Below are 14,033 nucleotides of genomic sequence, written 5' to 3' on the forward strand. Positions count from 1 at the left end.
GGATCCTCCGTGAGCAGCACGCACTTCGACGTCGTCGTCCTCGGCGCAGGACCCGGCGGGTACGTCGCCGCGATCCGCGCCGCCCAGCTGGGCAAGAGTGTCGCCGTCATCGAGAAGCAGTACTGGGGAGGCGTCTGCCTGAACGTCGGCTGCATCCCCTCCAAGGCGTTGCTGCGCAACGCCGAACTCGCCCACACCTTCCACCACCAGGCCAAGCAGTTCGGCATCTCGGGCGACGTGAGCTTCGACTACGGCGCCGCCTACGACCGCAGCCGCCAGGTCGCCGACGGCCGGGTCAAAGGCGTGCACTTCCTCATGAAGAAGAACGCCATCACCGAGATCGACGGCCACGGCACCTTCACCGACGCCCGCACCATCGACGTCGCACTCACCGCCGGCGGCACACAGAAGGTCACCTTCGACGACGCCATCATCGCCACCGGCTCCACCGTGAAGCTGCTGCCCGGCGTCGAGCTCAGCGAGAACGTCGTCACCTACGAGACCCAGATCCTCTCGCGCGAGCTGCCCGCCTCGATTGTCATCGTCGGCGCCGGGGCGATCGGCATGGAGTTCGCCTACGTACTGCGCAACTACGGCGTCGAGGTCACGATCCTCGAATTCCTCGCCCGCGCCCTGCCCAACGAGGACGCCGAGGTGTCCAAGGAGATCACTCGCCAGTACAAGAAGCTCGGCGTCACCCTCCTGACCTCCACCAAGGTCGAAACCGTCAAGGACGAGGGAACCTCCGTCACGGTCACCTACACCGCGGCCGACGGCAAGCGGTCGGAGATCCGTACCGACAAGGCCCTCATGTCCGTCGGCTTCGCACCGCGCACCGCCGGATACGGCCTGGAGAACACCGGCGTCACCCTCACCGACCGGGGCGCCATCGCGATCGACGAGCACATGCGCACCACTGCGCCGCACCTGTACGCGATCGGCGACGTCACCGCCAAGCTCCAGCTCGCCCACGTCGCCGAGGCGCAGGGAGTCGTCGCCGCCGAGACCCTCGCCGGAGCCGAGACGATGCCGTTGGGCGACTACCGGATGATGCCGCGCGCGACCTTCAGCCAGCCGCAGGTCGCCTCGTTCGGGCTCACCGAGCAGCAGGCCCGCGAAGAAGGCCACGACGTACTGGTCGCCAAGTTTCCCTTCACCGCCAACGGCAAGGCCCACGGCCTCGGCGAACCGGGCGGCTTCGTGAAGCTCGTCGCCGACGCGAAGCACGGCGAGCTCCTCGGCGGACACATGATCGGCGCGGACGTCGCGGAACTTCTCCCCGAGCTCACCCTCGCGCAGAAGTGGGACCTGACCGCCGCCGAACTCGCCCGCAACGTCCATACGCACCCCACCCTCGGCGAAGCACTCCAGGAAGCGTTCCACGGCCTCACCGGCCACATGATCAACCTCTGACCCCCCGGGCGGCCGGCCGCCACCCGTTCCGAGCAAGGAGCACCACCATGGCAGTCAGCCGGCAGCAGCACGAGTTCGCGGAGTTCCAGGCCCGCACGAGCGCGAAGTCGGGCGTACCCGGCCTCGACCTCGCCGTCGTCCGCGACATCATCGACTCCTACCAGCGCGCCTCGACCGAACCCGAAGGCATCAGCTACGCCGAGGTCGACGCGGACGGCGTCCCCGCCCTGTGGGCCATCCCCGAAGGCACCGACCCCGACAAGGCGCTGCTCCACTTCCACTTCGGCGGATCCGTCACTGCCTCCATGTACTCCGACCGCAAGGCTGCCGGTCACATCGCCAAGGCCGCCGGCGTGCGCTCACTGGTCGTGGACTTCCGCCTGGCCCCCGAACATCCCTACCCCGCCCAGCTCGACGACGCCGAGACCGCCTACCGCTGGCTGCTCTCCCAGGGCTACGAGCCGAAGAACATCGGCAGCACCGGCCACTCCATCGGCGGCACCCTCGCCGTGATGCTCCCGCTGCGCCTGCTCGCGAAGGGTGAGGCGACCCCGGGCGCGATCGTCAGCGTGTCACCGTGGACCGACCTCACCATCCAGAACCCTTCGGTCGACGCGAACGAAGACAACGACAAGATGCTCAGCAGGGCCACACTCGAACTCTTCCGGTCAGCCTGGCTCCAGGACCCCGCCGTGGACTTCGCCGACCCGCAGATCAGCCTCGTGAACGCCGACCTGACCGGCCTGCCGCCCACCACCGTCCACTACGGCGAGTACGAGACCCTCGCCGACGACGGCGCCGCGCTCGGCCGCCGCCTCGCCGAATACAAGATCACCTCTGAGGTCCACCCGCTGCCCGAAGGCCAGCACTCTTTCATTCTCAGCGCCGGACGCGTACCCGAGACCGACCAGGCCATCCAGCAGATGGGCCAGTGGCTGCGCCAGCACCTCGGCGCCTGAACCCAGCAGCCGAGCACGCCCGAAAGACCGCCGCCACAGCGGGACACCGCGATGCCGGCGACCGGTTTAACGGTCACCGGCATCGCGGTGCCTCGCTGTCTCAGAACGTCACGCGGGCACCGGGAAGAGCAGGCAGCTGCTGGTGGCGTGCGCGAGCAGGCGGTCCGCCGCGTCGACCAACTGGGCCTGGGCGAGCGCGGTCCGGCGACCACCGCTGATCACCGTGCCGACGGCGCGCACCCGGCCCGTGTCCACGGTGACCGGCCGCAGGAACTTCACCGTCAGATCGAGCGAGGTGTACGCCATCCCCTGCGGGAGCGTGGACTGGACGGCGCAGCCCGCCGCGGAGTCGAGCAGCGTGGCGAAGACGCCGCCGTGCATGCTGCCGATCGGGTTGTAGTGCTCCTCGCCCGGCACCAGGGAGAAGACAGCCCTGCCGTGCTCCACCTCGTCCAGGGCGAAGTCGAGGGTACGGCCGACCGGCGCCGCGGCAAGCCGCCCCGCCTGTACCTCGCGCAGAAAGTCGAGACCGGCCATGCCCGCAGCGGCCTGCGCCGGGATCGCCGGATCGTCCCAGCTGTACGTACGTGTTCGCCCCACAGCCCAGCGCCTTCCCTCTGATCATCTGGCTTTCCCAAGTGAAGCTAGCTGCGCCCTCATCTGACTGTCAACGACGAAGCCAGGGGCTCTACGATGACCGGATGGAGTGGCTTGAGGTGAGCACCGAGAACTGCCCCATCCAGCGCGCGCTGGATGTGGTCGGGGAGAAATGGACGCTGCTGATCCTGCGCGACGCCGTCAACGGGGTACGCCGCTTCGACAGCCTCCACCGTCATATCGGCCTCTCGGAGGCCGTCCTCAGCGACCGCCTACGGAAGCTGACCGCAGCCGGCGTGTTGGAGACTGTCGCCTACCGGGAGCCCGGCCGCCGCTCCCGTAACGAGTACCACCTGACCCGTAAAGGATGGGACCTGTGGCCCGTCCTGCTGGCGCTCAGCCAGTGGGGCGAGACCCACGCCGTCGGCCCCGAGAGCCCGGGCCCCGTCCTGGACGTGACCCACACCGACTGCGGCGCCCCGGTCCACGTCACCGTCCAGTGCTCCGCAGAGCGCACCCCCTTGACCTCCAAGGACGTCACCGTCCGACTGGGGTCAGGCGCGCGACGTCTCTCGTAGGCCATTAGCCCCGGGCGGGCAGCCGGGCGATGGCAGAGTGCCCTGGTGCTCGAAATGCCGGCCGCTTTCAAGAGGGCGATCGTGACGGAAAGTTCGCCGAACGGGCGACCGCGCTTCCGAACGCGCCTGCGAAACCTGCCGCACCTCCTGACACCAGACAACGCATCAGCGGGCAGCACCGAAACCAACCGCCCGGGCGCCTCACGCCCCGTAGAGTTCTCCTCGGCCGCCGAGTTCGGCGAGTTCGGCGAGACGTGATGTTCGCCACACCCACAGCGGGGAATCGGACACCGTGCTCCGTCCTAGCGCGACACGCGCCACAGGCTCGGCTCTAGCCCAAAGCGACACGACCTGCGAGGGACACGGTCTCTGCGAAAACAAACTTGCTGCGGAACTTTGCTTGCCTGTGTCCGCCGCAGCGGAGCAAGGTGCTGGTCTACCTGAAGGTCGATCCGAAGGACGTCGACCTCGTACCGGAATTCACCCGGGACGTGTCCGGGCTCGGTCACCACGGGACGGGCGACCTGGAGGTGCAGCTGCGTACCCCACGGGATGTGGAGCGGGCACAGGAGCTGTTCCGGGCGAGCTTCTCAGCAGCGTGATCGCCTGCCGGCCTCTTGGTCGTGGCCGCTTCATGGCTGTTCTGTGGTCGTGAGGGCGAAGCCTTTCGACGTGCGGGTGGGGCGTGGCGGTGGACTATCAATGATGCGCGGGATCGCCGGTTTGGCTAACCGGCGATCCCGCGCTATGTTGCGCGGTCGATGGGCGGCGGCTATCGACTGTCTACTCCTGACGCAAGATTCGTTCGCCTCTTCCTGCGCGCTGGCCTGTTTCTCGCGCTGTCCGCGGTTGGCGGCTTCGTTACGCAGGTTGGGAAGGCGGCGTGGGAGCGGATGGTCACGAGGTAGAGCACCCGACTTGGTGGCGTCGCACCGAGCGATCAAGAAGTCGGATGGCGACGCCCCAGCGGGCCGGGCCGTAGGGGCGGTGGGCCTTGACCCCGAATCCTGAACACGGGTTATGTGGCTTGTGCCAGCGTAGTTGGTGTGCGGTGGAGGGCGTTCTCGAAGGCGATGGGTGATCGTTGTCGGAGGCGGGAGTGTCGGCGTCGGGTGTTGTAGCGGTGGAGCCATCGGAAGGCGTCGAGTCGGGCCTCGCGCTCGGTCGGCCAGCTCTTTCGTCCTTGCAGGGTCTCGCGTTTGAAGGTCGCGTTGAAGGACTCGGCGAGTGCGTTGTCCGCGCTGGACCCGACCGCGCTCATGCTTCGCCGCACCCCTGCTGACCTGCAGGCTTCGGCGAAAATCCTGCTCGTGTACTGAGCTCCGTGGTCGGTGTGCATGATCGATCCGGCGAGGCTGCCGCGGGTTCGGATCGCTGCGGCCAGGGCGTCGGTGACGAGGTCCGCGCGCATGTGGTCGGCGATAGCCCAGCCGGCCAGACGGCGTGATGCGAGGTCGATGTTGGTCGCCAGGTAGCAGAACTTCCCGCCCTCGATGGGCAGGTAGGTGATGTCGCCGACGTACTTTGTGTTCGGCTGGCCTGCGGTGAAGTCGCGGCCGATCAGGTCCCGGGCCTTGGCGGCGGCCGGGTCGGGGACAGTGGTGCGGTGCCGGCGGCGCAACCGGACTCCTTCGATCCCGGACGCCCGCATGATCCTGGCGACGCGCTTGTGGTTGACCGCGACACCGTTCTCCTCGCGGAGCTCGGCGGTGATCCTCGGGGCTCCGTAGGTGCCGTCCGATTCCTGGTGCACCGCCCGTATCCGGGCCGCCAGGCGGGCGTCGGCCACCTGCCGGGCGGCCCGGTCCGCAGCCGTCCGGCGCCAGTAGTAGAAGCTCGAGCGGCTCACGCCGAGGATGCTGCAGAGCCGCTTCACGCCGTGACGGCGCTGGAGGTCGGCGACACACTGGAAGCGGTTCACCAGCGCGTCTCCCCGGCGAAATACTTCGCCGCTTTCCGAAGAATCTCGCGTTCCTCCTCCAGCTCACGGACCTTCTTCCGCAAGTCGGCGTTCTCGGCCTCCAGCGGTGCCGACGGCTGGGACGGTTCCTGCGTCCGGCGCCCTCGGGGACGGCTCACCCCGGCTGCCCTCACCCAGTTCCGCAGGGTCTCCGGGTTGATCCCCAGATCGGCTGCGACCGACCTGATCGTCGCTTCCGGCCGCGACTCGTACAGCGCGACCGCGTCCGCCTTGAACTGTGGCGGGTAGTTCTTCATGACCACGAGATGTCCGTTCTCAGATCCTCAGGATCCAGTGTCTCGTGTGTTCAACATCCGGGGTCAAGGCCCAGACGCTGGTGTTGCCGGTCACCCCCGTGGCGGCGCGGACGCGTCGCCAGGTAGTTGTGAAGACCGCATTCCCCGCCGAGTTGTAGCCCGAGGCCAAGGACCGGGCCTCGGGGCTCGCCAGCCGCGGTCGACAGTGCTGCGCTTCGAGGGTTTTGCCCGGCGCCCGGCGTCTGTTCGTTCTTCGAGCCGCTTGCCGCGAGGCGTATGAGGTACGCGCGTGGGGCGCGGCGTCCTTCGCTGGGCGTAGAGGCCAGGACTTTCCCGGAAGCCGAACAAGATGCCGTTCGGTCGGTGGCCGAGCCGACACGACCGCGGGCCCTTGGGGCGGGACTCACTGCGCGGGTGGAGGCACCCCGTTCCAGGACGGGGCCTCGCCCCCACGCTGCTGACGGCTGCGTCGCGCAATGCCCATGGGGGAGGTTAACGGAGTGTAGTGCCTCGCCCCGCACGTATGGAACTGCGGATCACGGGAAACGCGATGCTGCGTAGACATGTGCGTCCATGCCGTTCGTTCACGGCGTGCGGTGGGCGTTCGCGCCTCCGTCAGGTGCGGCGCAAGCTGGAAACAGTGGACCCGAGGAAGGAACAGTACTGATGGGCGAGACCCCGCAGGACCCGACGACCAAGCACCCGCAGCCGGAGTTCGCGCAGCAGGACCAGGAGCCGCCGGGCTGGACCGGTCCGATGGACCCTCGTCCTGACCACGGCGAGGACTCCTACCGGGGGAGCGGGCTGCTGCAGAACCGCGCAGCGGTGGTGACCGGCGGCGACTCCGGCATCGGGCGGGCAGTCGCTCTCGCATACGCACGCGAGGGCGCGGACGTGCTGTTCACGTACCTCCCCGAGGAGGCGGAGGATGCCAAGGAGACAGCCCGCCTTGTCGAGGAGGCGGGGCGCCGCGGTCTGGCCGTGCCGTGCGACATCCGGGAAGAGGAGCAGTGCCGTCGCCTCGTCGAGCGGGCCGTGGCGGAGTTCGGGCGCATCGATGTGCTGGTGAACAACGCGGCGTATCAGATGTCCCAGCCTGAGGGCATCGGAGACATCACCACGGAACAGTTCGACCGGGTGGTGCGCACGAACCTCTACGGCATGTTCTGGCTGTGCAAGATGGCCGTGCCGCACATTCCTTCAGGTGGATCGATCATCAACACCACGTCGGTGCAGGCATACAAGCCGAGCCCTCACCTGCTCGACTACGCCATGACCAAGGGCGCCATCGTGACGTTCACACAAGGTCTCGCGCAGATGCTCGTCGAGGACGGCATCCGGGTCAACGCCGTTGCTCCGGGGCCGGTGTGGACGCCGCTGATCCCGGCGACGCTGCCGGACACCAAGGAGTTCGGCAAGCAGGCGCCGATGGGCCGGCCGGCTCAGCCTGCGGAGATGGCGCCCGCGTATGTGTTCCTGGCTTCGGGGCACGCGAGCTTCATCACCGCGGAGATCATGAACGCCACCGGAGGCACGCCCCTCCCTTGATCGGCTCGGGACGCAGGGCGCCGGTGCGAAGGAGGAGGCGGTGGCGTGGGTCCAGACGTCGAGCTACGGTCCGGGCGACGTACCCGGGGCGGCGAGCAGTCCATGAGCAGAAGCGCGGTCATCGTCATCGACATGATCAATACGTACGAGCACCCCGACGCAGACCTGCTCCTTCCCGGGGTCCGCAAGGCCGTGCCCGCCATCGTCCGGTTGTTGGAGCGGGCCAGGGCCGCGGGCGTTCCGGTGATCTACGCCAACGACAACTTCGGCGAATGGCGCTCCCACCACGGAGAGATCGTCGAAACCGCACTCGCCGGTCAGCATGCCGAGCTGGTCGAGCCGCTTCGACCCGATGAGGAGTCACTCTTCGTCATCAAGGCCCGGCACTCGATCTTCTACGAGACGCCCCTGTTGTATCTCCTTTCCCAACTGGGCGTACAAGAGGTAATCCTCTCGGGTCAGGTCACCGAGCAGTGCGTGCTGTACTCCGCACTCGATGCCCACATCAGGCATCTGGACGTGGTCGTCGTCCAGGATGCTGTCGCGGCTATCCACGACGACCTGGCGAACGCCGCGCTCCAGATGATGGAGCGCAACATGGGCGCGGATCTCACGAGCGTGGATCAGGTCAAGCTGTGAATGCCCTCGTACTATGGAAGGGCGACAAGTCGGGGTGGTCGCCTCCTATGACTTCATACGTCAGGAGGAGCTGCGCCGGTGGATTCCGCCGCATGTTCAGCGGACGATGACCTGTACCGGGGGCCCCTACCGGGGTCATCAGGGGAGATCACCCGCGGGCCGACGCCGTGTTCATCAGCTGCACCACGCTTCCCCGCCTCGAAGAACGACTCGGCAAGCCCGTCGTAAGCGCGAACCAAATCACCGCCTGGGCGTTGCTCGGAGCGGTGGCGAACGGGCGCACGGTCCTCGCCAGCGGCTCCTCGATCGGGCTACCGGGTATGGCCGTGACTGGGAGCCGGAAAGCCTCCATGTGCGGCGGCGCGGACAGCACGAGGGTCGCGCGGGTGCGGTTCCGCCAGGCTGTGCCTAGGGTGGATGTGCGGGCGAGCCAGGGCGTGTGGCTTGCCCCTTGCGCTTGTGGATCGACCGCTGGCACAGGCCGTGCGTACGCATAGTGTCGCCCTCACGGGAGACCCGCAGGAGACCAAGCGTCACTGCTACCGGAGGAGACCCTGATGCGTGCACTCACCTGGCACGGCAAGCGTGATGTCCGTGTGGAGACAGTCCCCGACCCCGCGCTCAAGGATCCGACCGACGTCATCGTGCGGGTGACGTCCACGGGTGTCTGCGGATCCGATCTGCATCTGTATGAGGTCCTGGGGCCCTACCTCGATCCCGGCGACATCCTGGGGCACGAACCGATGGGAATCATCGAGGAGGTCGGCCGAGAGGTCACCGAGCTGTCGGCCGGCGACCGTGTGGTGGTGCCGTTCAACGTCTCCTGCGGGCAGTGCTTCATGTGTGACCGTGGACTGCATTCGCAGTGCGAGACAACCCAGGTCAAGGAGCGCGGCACCGGTGCGGCGCTTTTCGGTTTCAGCAAGCTCTACGGTCAAGTGCCCGGGGGGCAAGCAGAGTTCCTGAGGGTGCCGTTCGGCAACACCTTGCCCATCAAGGTGCCGGAAGGCCCAGCGGACGATCGTTTCGTGTTCCTCTCCGACGTCCTGCCCACCGCCTGGCAGGCCGTGGAGTACGCCGACATTCCGCCCGGCGGGACGGTGACCGTCCTGGGGCTCGGACCCATCGGCGCCATGGCCGCCCGGATGGCGCTGCACCGGGGCGCGAGCCTGGTCGTGGGGGTGGACCTGGTGCCCGAGCGGCTGAGCCGCGCACACGCGGACGGGGTCAAGGCCCTCGACCTGCGCCGGTACGGCAAGGGTCTGGGCGACAAAGTCCGCGACCTGACCGACGGGCGTGGCACGGACGCCGTCATCGACGCCGTGGGAATGGAGGCCCACGGGGCGCCCCTGGCCAAGGCGGCGCAATGGGGCGTGGGCCTGCTGCCCGATGCCGTGGCCGAGAAACTCATGGACCGCGCCGGCATCGACCGGCTCAACGCCCTCTACGCGGCGATCGACATCGTCCGGCGCGGGGGGACCGTCTCGGTGGTCGGCGTCTACGGCGGCGCGGTCGACCCCATGCCGCTGCTGACCATGTTCGACAAGCAGATCCAGCTCCGCATGGGGCAGGCCAATGTGAAGCACTGGGTGGATGACCTCCTGCCGCTGCTCACCGACGAGGACCCGCTCGGCGTCGATGCCTTCGCCACCCACCACATGACGTTGGAAGACGGCCCCAAGGCGTACCAGATGTTCCAGGACAAGGAAGACGGAATGATCAAGACGCTGCTCAAGCCCTGAGTCCGGGTCGGCCCATCGGGTGGCCGCGCTCGCCGGAGGGCGTCGCCGGGGGACCTGCATCATCCTCAGCGGGAGTCCGTGTATTCGCCGGTGGCCGCGATGGTCACGCCGATGGTGTAGCTGGACCGCGTCGCTGACGTGGTAGACGTTGGCCGGCGCGATCTCTTCGGGCTGGGCCCTTGCCCCAGGGGCGTCTGGGCACCCAGGTTCGTCAGGTAGTCGTCGGTGAAGCGCTGGCCGGCCGGATTGGGCGCGCTCCAAGTAGGGCCCGGACCGACGACGTTGGCCCGTATGGCCCTCTTCACCAGGTGTGGGGCGATGGACTTGGTGAAGACCACGACGGCCGCCTTGGACGCGGCGTAGTCCATCACCAGGTCGCTTTCGTCGAGGGCCTCTTCCGAGGCCGTGGCGATGATCCCGTTACCTTGGGACATATCCGGGACGGCTGCCGTCACCAGGTGGAAGTATGCGTAGACGTTCGTCTTGAAGACCCGGTCGAAATCCTCTGACGTCAACTGTTCCGGTTCCGTCTGGCTGTTGAGATACGCGGCGTTGCTCACCAGGATGTTCAGCCCGCCGAGCTCCTCGACCGTGCGGCGAACCGTTTCGCCGCAGAAATCGGGATCGCGCAAGTCACCAGGGAGGAGAAGGACCCGGCGTCCCAGGGAGTCGATCTCGCCCTTGATCTTCTTGGCGTCCGACTCCTCTTCCGGCAGGTAGACGATCGCTACGTCGGCGCCCTCACGGGCGTACAGCAGGGCCACGGCGCGGCCGATGCCGGAGTCTCCGCCGGTGATCAGTCCGGCCTTCCCAGCAAGCTTGTCCGCCGGCCGCTAGTTCTTGACCTGGTAGCGGGGGACAGTTCCATGTCTGACTCGAGCCGCGGACGGCGCAGGCGCTGCAACGGGTAGGGCGGGAAGAATTCGGCCTGAGCCGAGGCGGACGCGGCATTGCGAACGCCGTTGGTGTGAGCAGCCATGCGGGAAAACTCCTGTGCACGATGTGGCGGTCTGCCCGGCGGGCCTCAGTCGGTGGAGAGTGCGGCGACCAGGCGGCCCGCGTCGGGGGCGTCGAGCGCGCGGGGGGCGTCTCCGAGCGCGACCATGCCGACGAGGCCGGTGCCGTCGATCACCGGCAGCCGTTGGACCTTGTGCTGCGTCATGGTCTCGAAGTCCTCGTCGACACCGTTGTCCGCGCCGATCGTCACGGCTTTCCTCTGTGCCGGGGTGCCCGTCTCGATCTCCGCCGGAGAGAGCCCCTAACCGAGGACCCTTACCACGATGTCCCTGTCGGTGATGACGCCGATGAGCTGGTTTTTCCCGCCGCAGACGGGTAGGGCGTCCACCGACATTCCGTCAGCTTCCGTGCCGCGCGTCTGGGGCACTCTCGGCGCCTGCACGCACTGCGCGCCGCCGGTCATGATGTCCCGTGCCGTCGTGGTGGCCATGGCGAATCGCCGTCCCCTCTCCGCTTCTGGATGCTCCCGCACGCCGTCGGTGCCGGAACTGTCCCGCTGCGGGTGACCGGGTCCGGACACTTCTTCACCGGGCCGCCTCCTGCGGGCCGGTGGCCAGGGCGACAGCCCGAGCCGCCCGGTTCCTCGCCGAACGAGGGCCGCAGAGACAGGCGCACATCCAGGTGAGGACCCCGGTGATGTCCAGCACGAGGTCATCGGTGGTTCCGGCCGGGTCGAGGACGACCAGCAAACTAGCCTGCCCGGCCGCCACCCCGCGCATCAGGGCCCCGGCAGGAATGCCGATACGGCAGCCGGCCGAAGGTATCGATGTGCAGGTATGATGAGCCACCGCACTCGGCTGACGGACTGCGAGGTCACCAGTTCGGCAGTGCTGGACTCCAGGTCGCCCGCGATGAGCGGAGCCCCGAGGGAGACGCCGGCCAGGACGGGGATGTAGCTGAGGTGGCTCCCGGTGCTGAACAGACGGTCGGCGTAGGTCTCGACCGGGTGGCAAGCGGCCAAACCTCCGTGAGGTCGTGTCCAGGACGGCAAGGTGGTCCATCCTCTGCCCGCGTCCAGAACGCCGCGCGGTGCCGGTGCCGGACACCAGCGCCCGTACGGCCCGCTCACGGGACCTCGGGGGCGAAGGACAGCATGCGGGCTGCGGGCCGCGCGTCGTCGCCGTTCACGAACGACGGCGTGATGACGATCCGGCCGTTCGCGTAGGCCAGGTTCCCGGCGAGCATCCCGTACTCCGGGGCCCGGGCCGATTCGGGATGCTGGAGCACCTTTTTGTCCGTGTCCACGCCACCTGGGCCGAACCGGATGATCCCGCCCGGCCGGCTCGGCGAGGCCGCCTCGTATACGAGCGCGTACGTGCCGTCCTCCGCGTACAGGGGGTGAAGGGTGCTGTCATCGGACTTCACGCCCCAGACGAACTTCCCGGTGGTGAGGTCGTACGCGCCGACCTGGTCGGTGCCCCCCAGATGGACGGTGTCCTTGCCGACGGCGGTGCCGTCGCAGTTCTGGATGCCCTCACCCGCGTCCCCCATGTCGGCGCAGTACTTGAAGCCCTTCTGCCTCGCGTCGATGGTGGTGCGGACCTTTCCGCCGGGTCCCAGGGCGACGATCCGCCAGTTGTCGGTGCGTTCCTCGGCGTGGAGCGTCGTGAAGACGACAGGGGCGACGGAGAGCATCTTGCCGACCTTCCAGCCCGGCTGGGTCCGGAAGCGCCAGAGAACCTTGCCGGTGCGCGGGTCGATCTCGCGGAGCTGGCTGTAGGTCTTGCTGCGGTCGAAACTGATCGCGCAGTCGGAGCTCACCAGGAGCCGGGAGCCGCCCGCCACGTCGTCGGGGTAGCACTTCCCAGGGTTTTCCATCGGGATGTCGTAGAGCTTGGCGCCGTCGTCGACGCCGTACGCGGCGGCACTCATGTTCTGCACGACCGCGAGGGTGCCCCCGCTGATGGCGGTGTGCACGTCGATCGTGTCGTCCCCGGAGCCGGTCTCGGTGAGCTCCTTGTGCCACCCGGCCTTCCCGGTCCGCAGGTCGATCATCTGGAGCTGGTTGCACCGGTTCCCGTTCCGGGCCTGGCTGTTCTTGTACACCAGGACGACCTTGCCGTCAGGGGTCGGGTTGACCGGTGTCTCGCAGACGGGAGCGGGCAACGGCACGCTCCACAGCTCGGCACCGTCCGAGAGCCGGTGGGCGATGACCTTCCTGTACACGGCCTGGACGACGGTGTCGCCGACGATCCACAGATCGTTGAGATGAATGTTCCGGCCGGGCAGATCGGTCCGGTCGTCGACGATCCACGCCGTGGCATCTCCCGGCTCGCGCGCGGCGTTGATCTCCTTCGACGTCGGGATCCGCTTCGGCTCGGGTGCACCGACCGCGGGGGCACGGGGAGCGGTCGGCGTCCCGGAGGGACGGGCTGCCTTCTCCGCCTCGGGCGCGGTGGAGCCGCCCCACCGGCCGCCGGAGACGGCGTACACCGCTCCACCTGCCACCAGGAGCAGAAGGACGACGGCCGCGGCGATCGCCGGCATCGTGCCGAAGCGCCTGCGGCGGCCCGGCGGCACCGGAGGGCCGTAGCCATCCGTGGCGTACGGGTTGCCCGGCACCGGTCGCTGCTCCGGGGGTGGCCTGTCCCAGGGCTGTGGTGAGCGAGGCATCAGTCCACGCCCTCGCCCTGCCGCACTCGGAACGTCACGATCTCTCTCTTCATGTCGCAGCGGTCATGTTCATGATCAACATGCATGGGGCGGTCACTAGCCTGCTGCGCGTTCACCGGACGGATCGGCGACCACGATCTCGATGTGCGACGGGGCGTACTTGCGCGCCTTGCGGACCATCTTCGCCAGATCGAACTTGGTACGCGGAACGGCGACATGGATCGGTGCGGGCATTGCCGGGTTCTGCGACGGGCCGACGGCACCCGCCGGCAAGGTCGCGCCGGGACGCAGGCGTGCGCCGATCAGCGCGTGCTGGTCGTTCGGCGGAGTGGCCACGACGAACTGGGTGACGTCCGTCCACGGCAGCAGGACGTGGCCGAACCGGGCGCCGGCCGCGTCGAACTGGAACGCGGTGCGTCGCTTTTCGAACCAGGTGATGATGAAGGGGACCGCCGCGACGATGACCACACCGCCCTTCATGTCGAGTGCCCAGCCGAGCAGGACGGCCAGCGCTACGACGCCCAGGATCAAGCCCCACAGGCCCGCCTGGTCCTGGGCGGAGAACGGGTGGGCGACCCGGTAGCGTTCCCACCGCCCACCGCGGCGGGTGGGCTGTGTGCCGGGGGTGCGATTGATATGCGACATGGTGTTCTTTCTCTCTTGATGTCGTGTCGGCAGGGCGTTTGCCGCCCGCAACCTTGCTCACGAGA

The 14,033-nt window shown here is 68.1% G+C and carries 14 protein-coding genes and 2 pseudogenes; 7 read left to right on the top strand and 9 right to left on the bottom strand.

Features of this window, described 5'->3' with window-relative positions; translation table 11 throughout:
• Positions 1-9: 9 nt before the first annotated feature.
• Both lpdA and HED23_RS09210 read left to right on the top strand, forming a co-directional pair.
• Entirely contained in the window at positions 10-1,413 is a 1,404-nt protein-coding gene (gene lpdA / locus HED23_RS09205) for a dihydrolipoyl dehydrogenase (RefSeq protein ID WP_203182915.1), read from the top strand.
• 47 nt (positions 1,414-1,460) lie between these two features.
• The gene (locus HED23_RS09210) at positions 1,461-2,372 is read left to right on the top strand and encodes an alpha/beta hydrolase (protein WP_203182916.1); all 912 of its coding nucleotides are present in this window, start codon (positions 1,461-1,463) and stop codon (positions 2,370-2,372) included.
• 108 nt (positions 2,373-2,480) lie between these two features.
• Here the strand turns inward: HED23_RS09210 and HED23_RS09215 are convergent, their stop codons facing one another.
• A complete protein-coding gene (locus HED23_RS09215) occupies positions 2,481-2,972 on the bottom strand; it encodes a PaaI family thioesterase (RefSeq protein ID WP_203182917.1) in 492 nt (163 codons plus the stop codon).
• A 101-nt stretch (positions 2,973-3,073) separates the two neighbouring features.
• Between HED23_RS09215 and HED23_RS09220 the strand changes: the two genes are divergently transcribed.
• Together HED23_RS09220 and HED23_RS09225 are read left to right on the top strand one after the other, a co-directional pair.
• Positions 3,074-3,547, top strand: coding sequence for a winged helix-turn-helix transcriptional regulator (locus tag HED23_RS09220; RefSeq protein ID WP_203182918.1), 474 nt, complete (start codon positions 3,074-3,076; stop codon positions 3,545-3,547).
• A 386-nt stretch (positions 3,548-3,933) separates the two neighbouring features.
• Positions 3,934-4,149: pseudogene (locus HED23_RS09225) on the top strand (transporter); the annotation flags it as partial.
• A 416-nt stretch (positions 4,150-4,565) separates the two neighbouring features.
• Here HED23_RS09225 and HED23_RS09230 read toward each other — a convergent pair.
• Positions 4,566-5,770, bottom strand: a protein-coding gene (locus tag HED23_RS09230) for an IS3 family transposase (protein ID WP_203182919.1) whose coding sequence is annotated in 2 segments (ribosomal slippage) — positions 4,566-5,479 and positions 5,479-5,770 — 1,206 coding nt in all. Because the reading frame shifts where the segments join, the coding sequence is not laid out codon by codon here.
• A 660-nt stretch (positions 5,771-6,430) separates the two neighbouring features.
• Here HED23_RS09230 and HED23_RS09235 point away from each other — a divergent pair.
• The 3 genes from HED23_RS09235 to HED23_RS09245 all read left to right on the top strand — a co-directional run bounded on the left by HED23_RS09235 (position 6,431) and on the right by HED23_RS09245 (position 9,693).
• The gene (locus HED23_RS09235; RefSeq protein WP_203182920.1) at positions 6,431-7,312 is read left to right on the top strand and encodes an SDR family oxidoreductase; all 882 of its coding nucleotides are present in this window, start codon (positions 6,431-6,433) and stop codon (positions 7,310-7,312) included.
• Between the two features lie 102 nt (positions 7,313-7,414).
• Entirely contained in the window at positions 7,415-7,951 is a 537-nt protein-coding gene (locus HED23_RS09240) for an isochorismatase family cysteine hydrolase (protein ID WP_203187415.1), read from the top strand.
• Between the two features lie 557 nt (positions 7,952-8,508).
• Positions 8,509-9,693 carry a zinc-dependent alcohol dehydrogenase gene (locus HED23_RS09245; protein ID WP_203182921.1) on the top strand — a complete coding sequence of 395 codons (1,185 nt, stop codon included), beginning with the start codon at positions 8,509-8,511 and terminating at the stop codon, positions 9,691-9,693.
• Between the two features lie 65 nt (positions 9,694-9,758).
• Here the strand turns inward: HED23_RS09245 and HED23_RS09250 are convergent, their stop codons facing one another.
• The 7 genes and pseudogenes from HED23_RS09250 to HED23_RS09270 form a co-directional block, all read right to left on the bottom strand.
• Positions 9,759-10,457, bottom strand: coding sequence for an SDR family oxidoreductase (locus tag HED23_RS09250; RefSeq protein WP_238441885.1), 699 nt, complete (start codon positions 10,455-10,457; stop codon positions 9,759-9,761).
• 260 nt (positions 10,458-10,717) lie between these two features.
• Positions 10,718-10,900 carry a CBS domain-containing protein gene (locus tag HED23_RS35850; protein ID WP_338019586.1) on the bottom strand — a complete coding sequence of 61 codons (183 nt, stop codon included), beginning with the start codon at positions 10,898-10,900 and terminating at the stop codon, positions 10,718-10,720.
• 51 nt (positions 10,901-10,951) lie between these two features.
• Positions 10,952-11,140 (bottom strand): hypothetical protein, encoded by a 189-nt coding sequence (locus HED23_RS35855; RefSeq protein ID WP_338019587.1) that lies wholly within the window; start codon positions 11,138-11,140, stop codon positions 10,952-10,954.
• A gap of 94 nt (positions 11,141-11,234) precedes the next feature.
• A complete protein-coding gene (locus tag HED23_RS09260) occupies positions 11,235-11,420 on the bottom strand; it encodes a hypothetical protein (RefSeq protein WP_398088093.1) in 186 nt (61 codons plus the stop codon).
• A 71-nt stretch (positions 11,421-11,491) separates the two neighbouring features.
• A pseudogene (locus tag HED23_RS34980) lies at positions 11,492-11,611 on the bottom strand (transmembrane transport protein); the annotation flags it as partial.
• A 164-nt stretch (positions 11,612-11,775) separates the two neighbouring features.
• Positions 11,776-13,323, bottom strand: coding sequence for a PQQ-binding-like beta-propeller repeat protein (locus HED23_RS09265; RefSeq protein WP_203182923.1), 1,548 nt, complete (start codon positions 13,321-13,323; stop codon positions 11,776-11,778).
• Between the two features lie 96 nt (positions 13,324-13,419).
• The gene (locus HED23_RS09270) at positions 13,420-13,968 is read right to left on the bottom strand and encodes a hypothetical protein (RefSeq protein ID WP_203182924.1); all 549 of its coding nucleotides are present in this window, start codon (positions 13,966-13,968) and stop codon (positions 13,420-13,422) included.
• Positions 13,969-14,033 lie beyond the last annotated feature (65 nt).

Source organism: Streptomyces pratensis (assembly GCF_016804005.1).
Lineage (GTDB): Bacteria > Actinomycetota > Actinomycetes > Streptomycetales > Streptomycetaceae > Streptomyces > Streptomyces pratensis_A.

What these genes read in the sequence shown, in the direction of transcription:
- HED23_RS09270 (WP_203182924.1), bottom strand. Translation starts at nt 13,968, where the DNA reads ATGTCGCATATCAATCGCACCCCCGGCACACAGCCCACCCGCCGCGGT.
- HED23_RS09220 (WP_203182918.1), top strand. Translation starts at nt 3,074, where the DNA reads ATGGAGTGGCTTGAGGTGAGCACCGAGAACTGCCCCATCCAGCGCGCG.
- HED23_RS09240 (WP_203187415.1), top strand. Translation starts at nt 7,415, where the DNA reads ATGAGCAGAAGCGCGGTCATCGTCATCGACATGATCAATACGTACGAG.
- HED23_RS35855 (WP_338019587.1), bottom strand. Translation starts at nt 11,140, where the DNA reads ATGGCCACCACGACGGCACGGGACATCATGACCGGCGGCGCGCAGTGC.
- HED23_RS09210 (WP_203182916.1), top strand. Translation starts at nt 1,461, where the DNA reads ATGGCAGTCAGCCGGCAGCAGCACGAGTTCGCGGAGTTCCAGGCCCGC.
- HED23_RS09245 (WP_203182921.1), top strand. Translation starts at nt 8,509, where the DNA reads ATGCGTGCACTCACCTGGCACGGCAAGCGTGATGTCCGTGTGGAGACA.
- HED23_RS09265 (WP_203182923.1), bottom strand. Translation starts at nt 13,323, where the DNA reads ATGCCTCGCTCACCACAGCCCTGGGACAGGCCACCCCCGGAGCAGCGA.
- HED23_RS09235 (WP_203182920.1), top strand. Translation starts at nt 6,431, where the DNA reads ATGGGCGAGACCCCGCAGGACCCGACGACCAAGCACCCGCAGCCGGAG.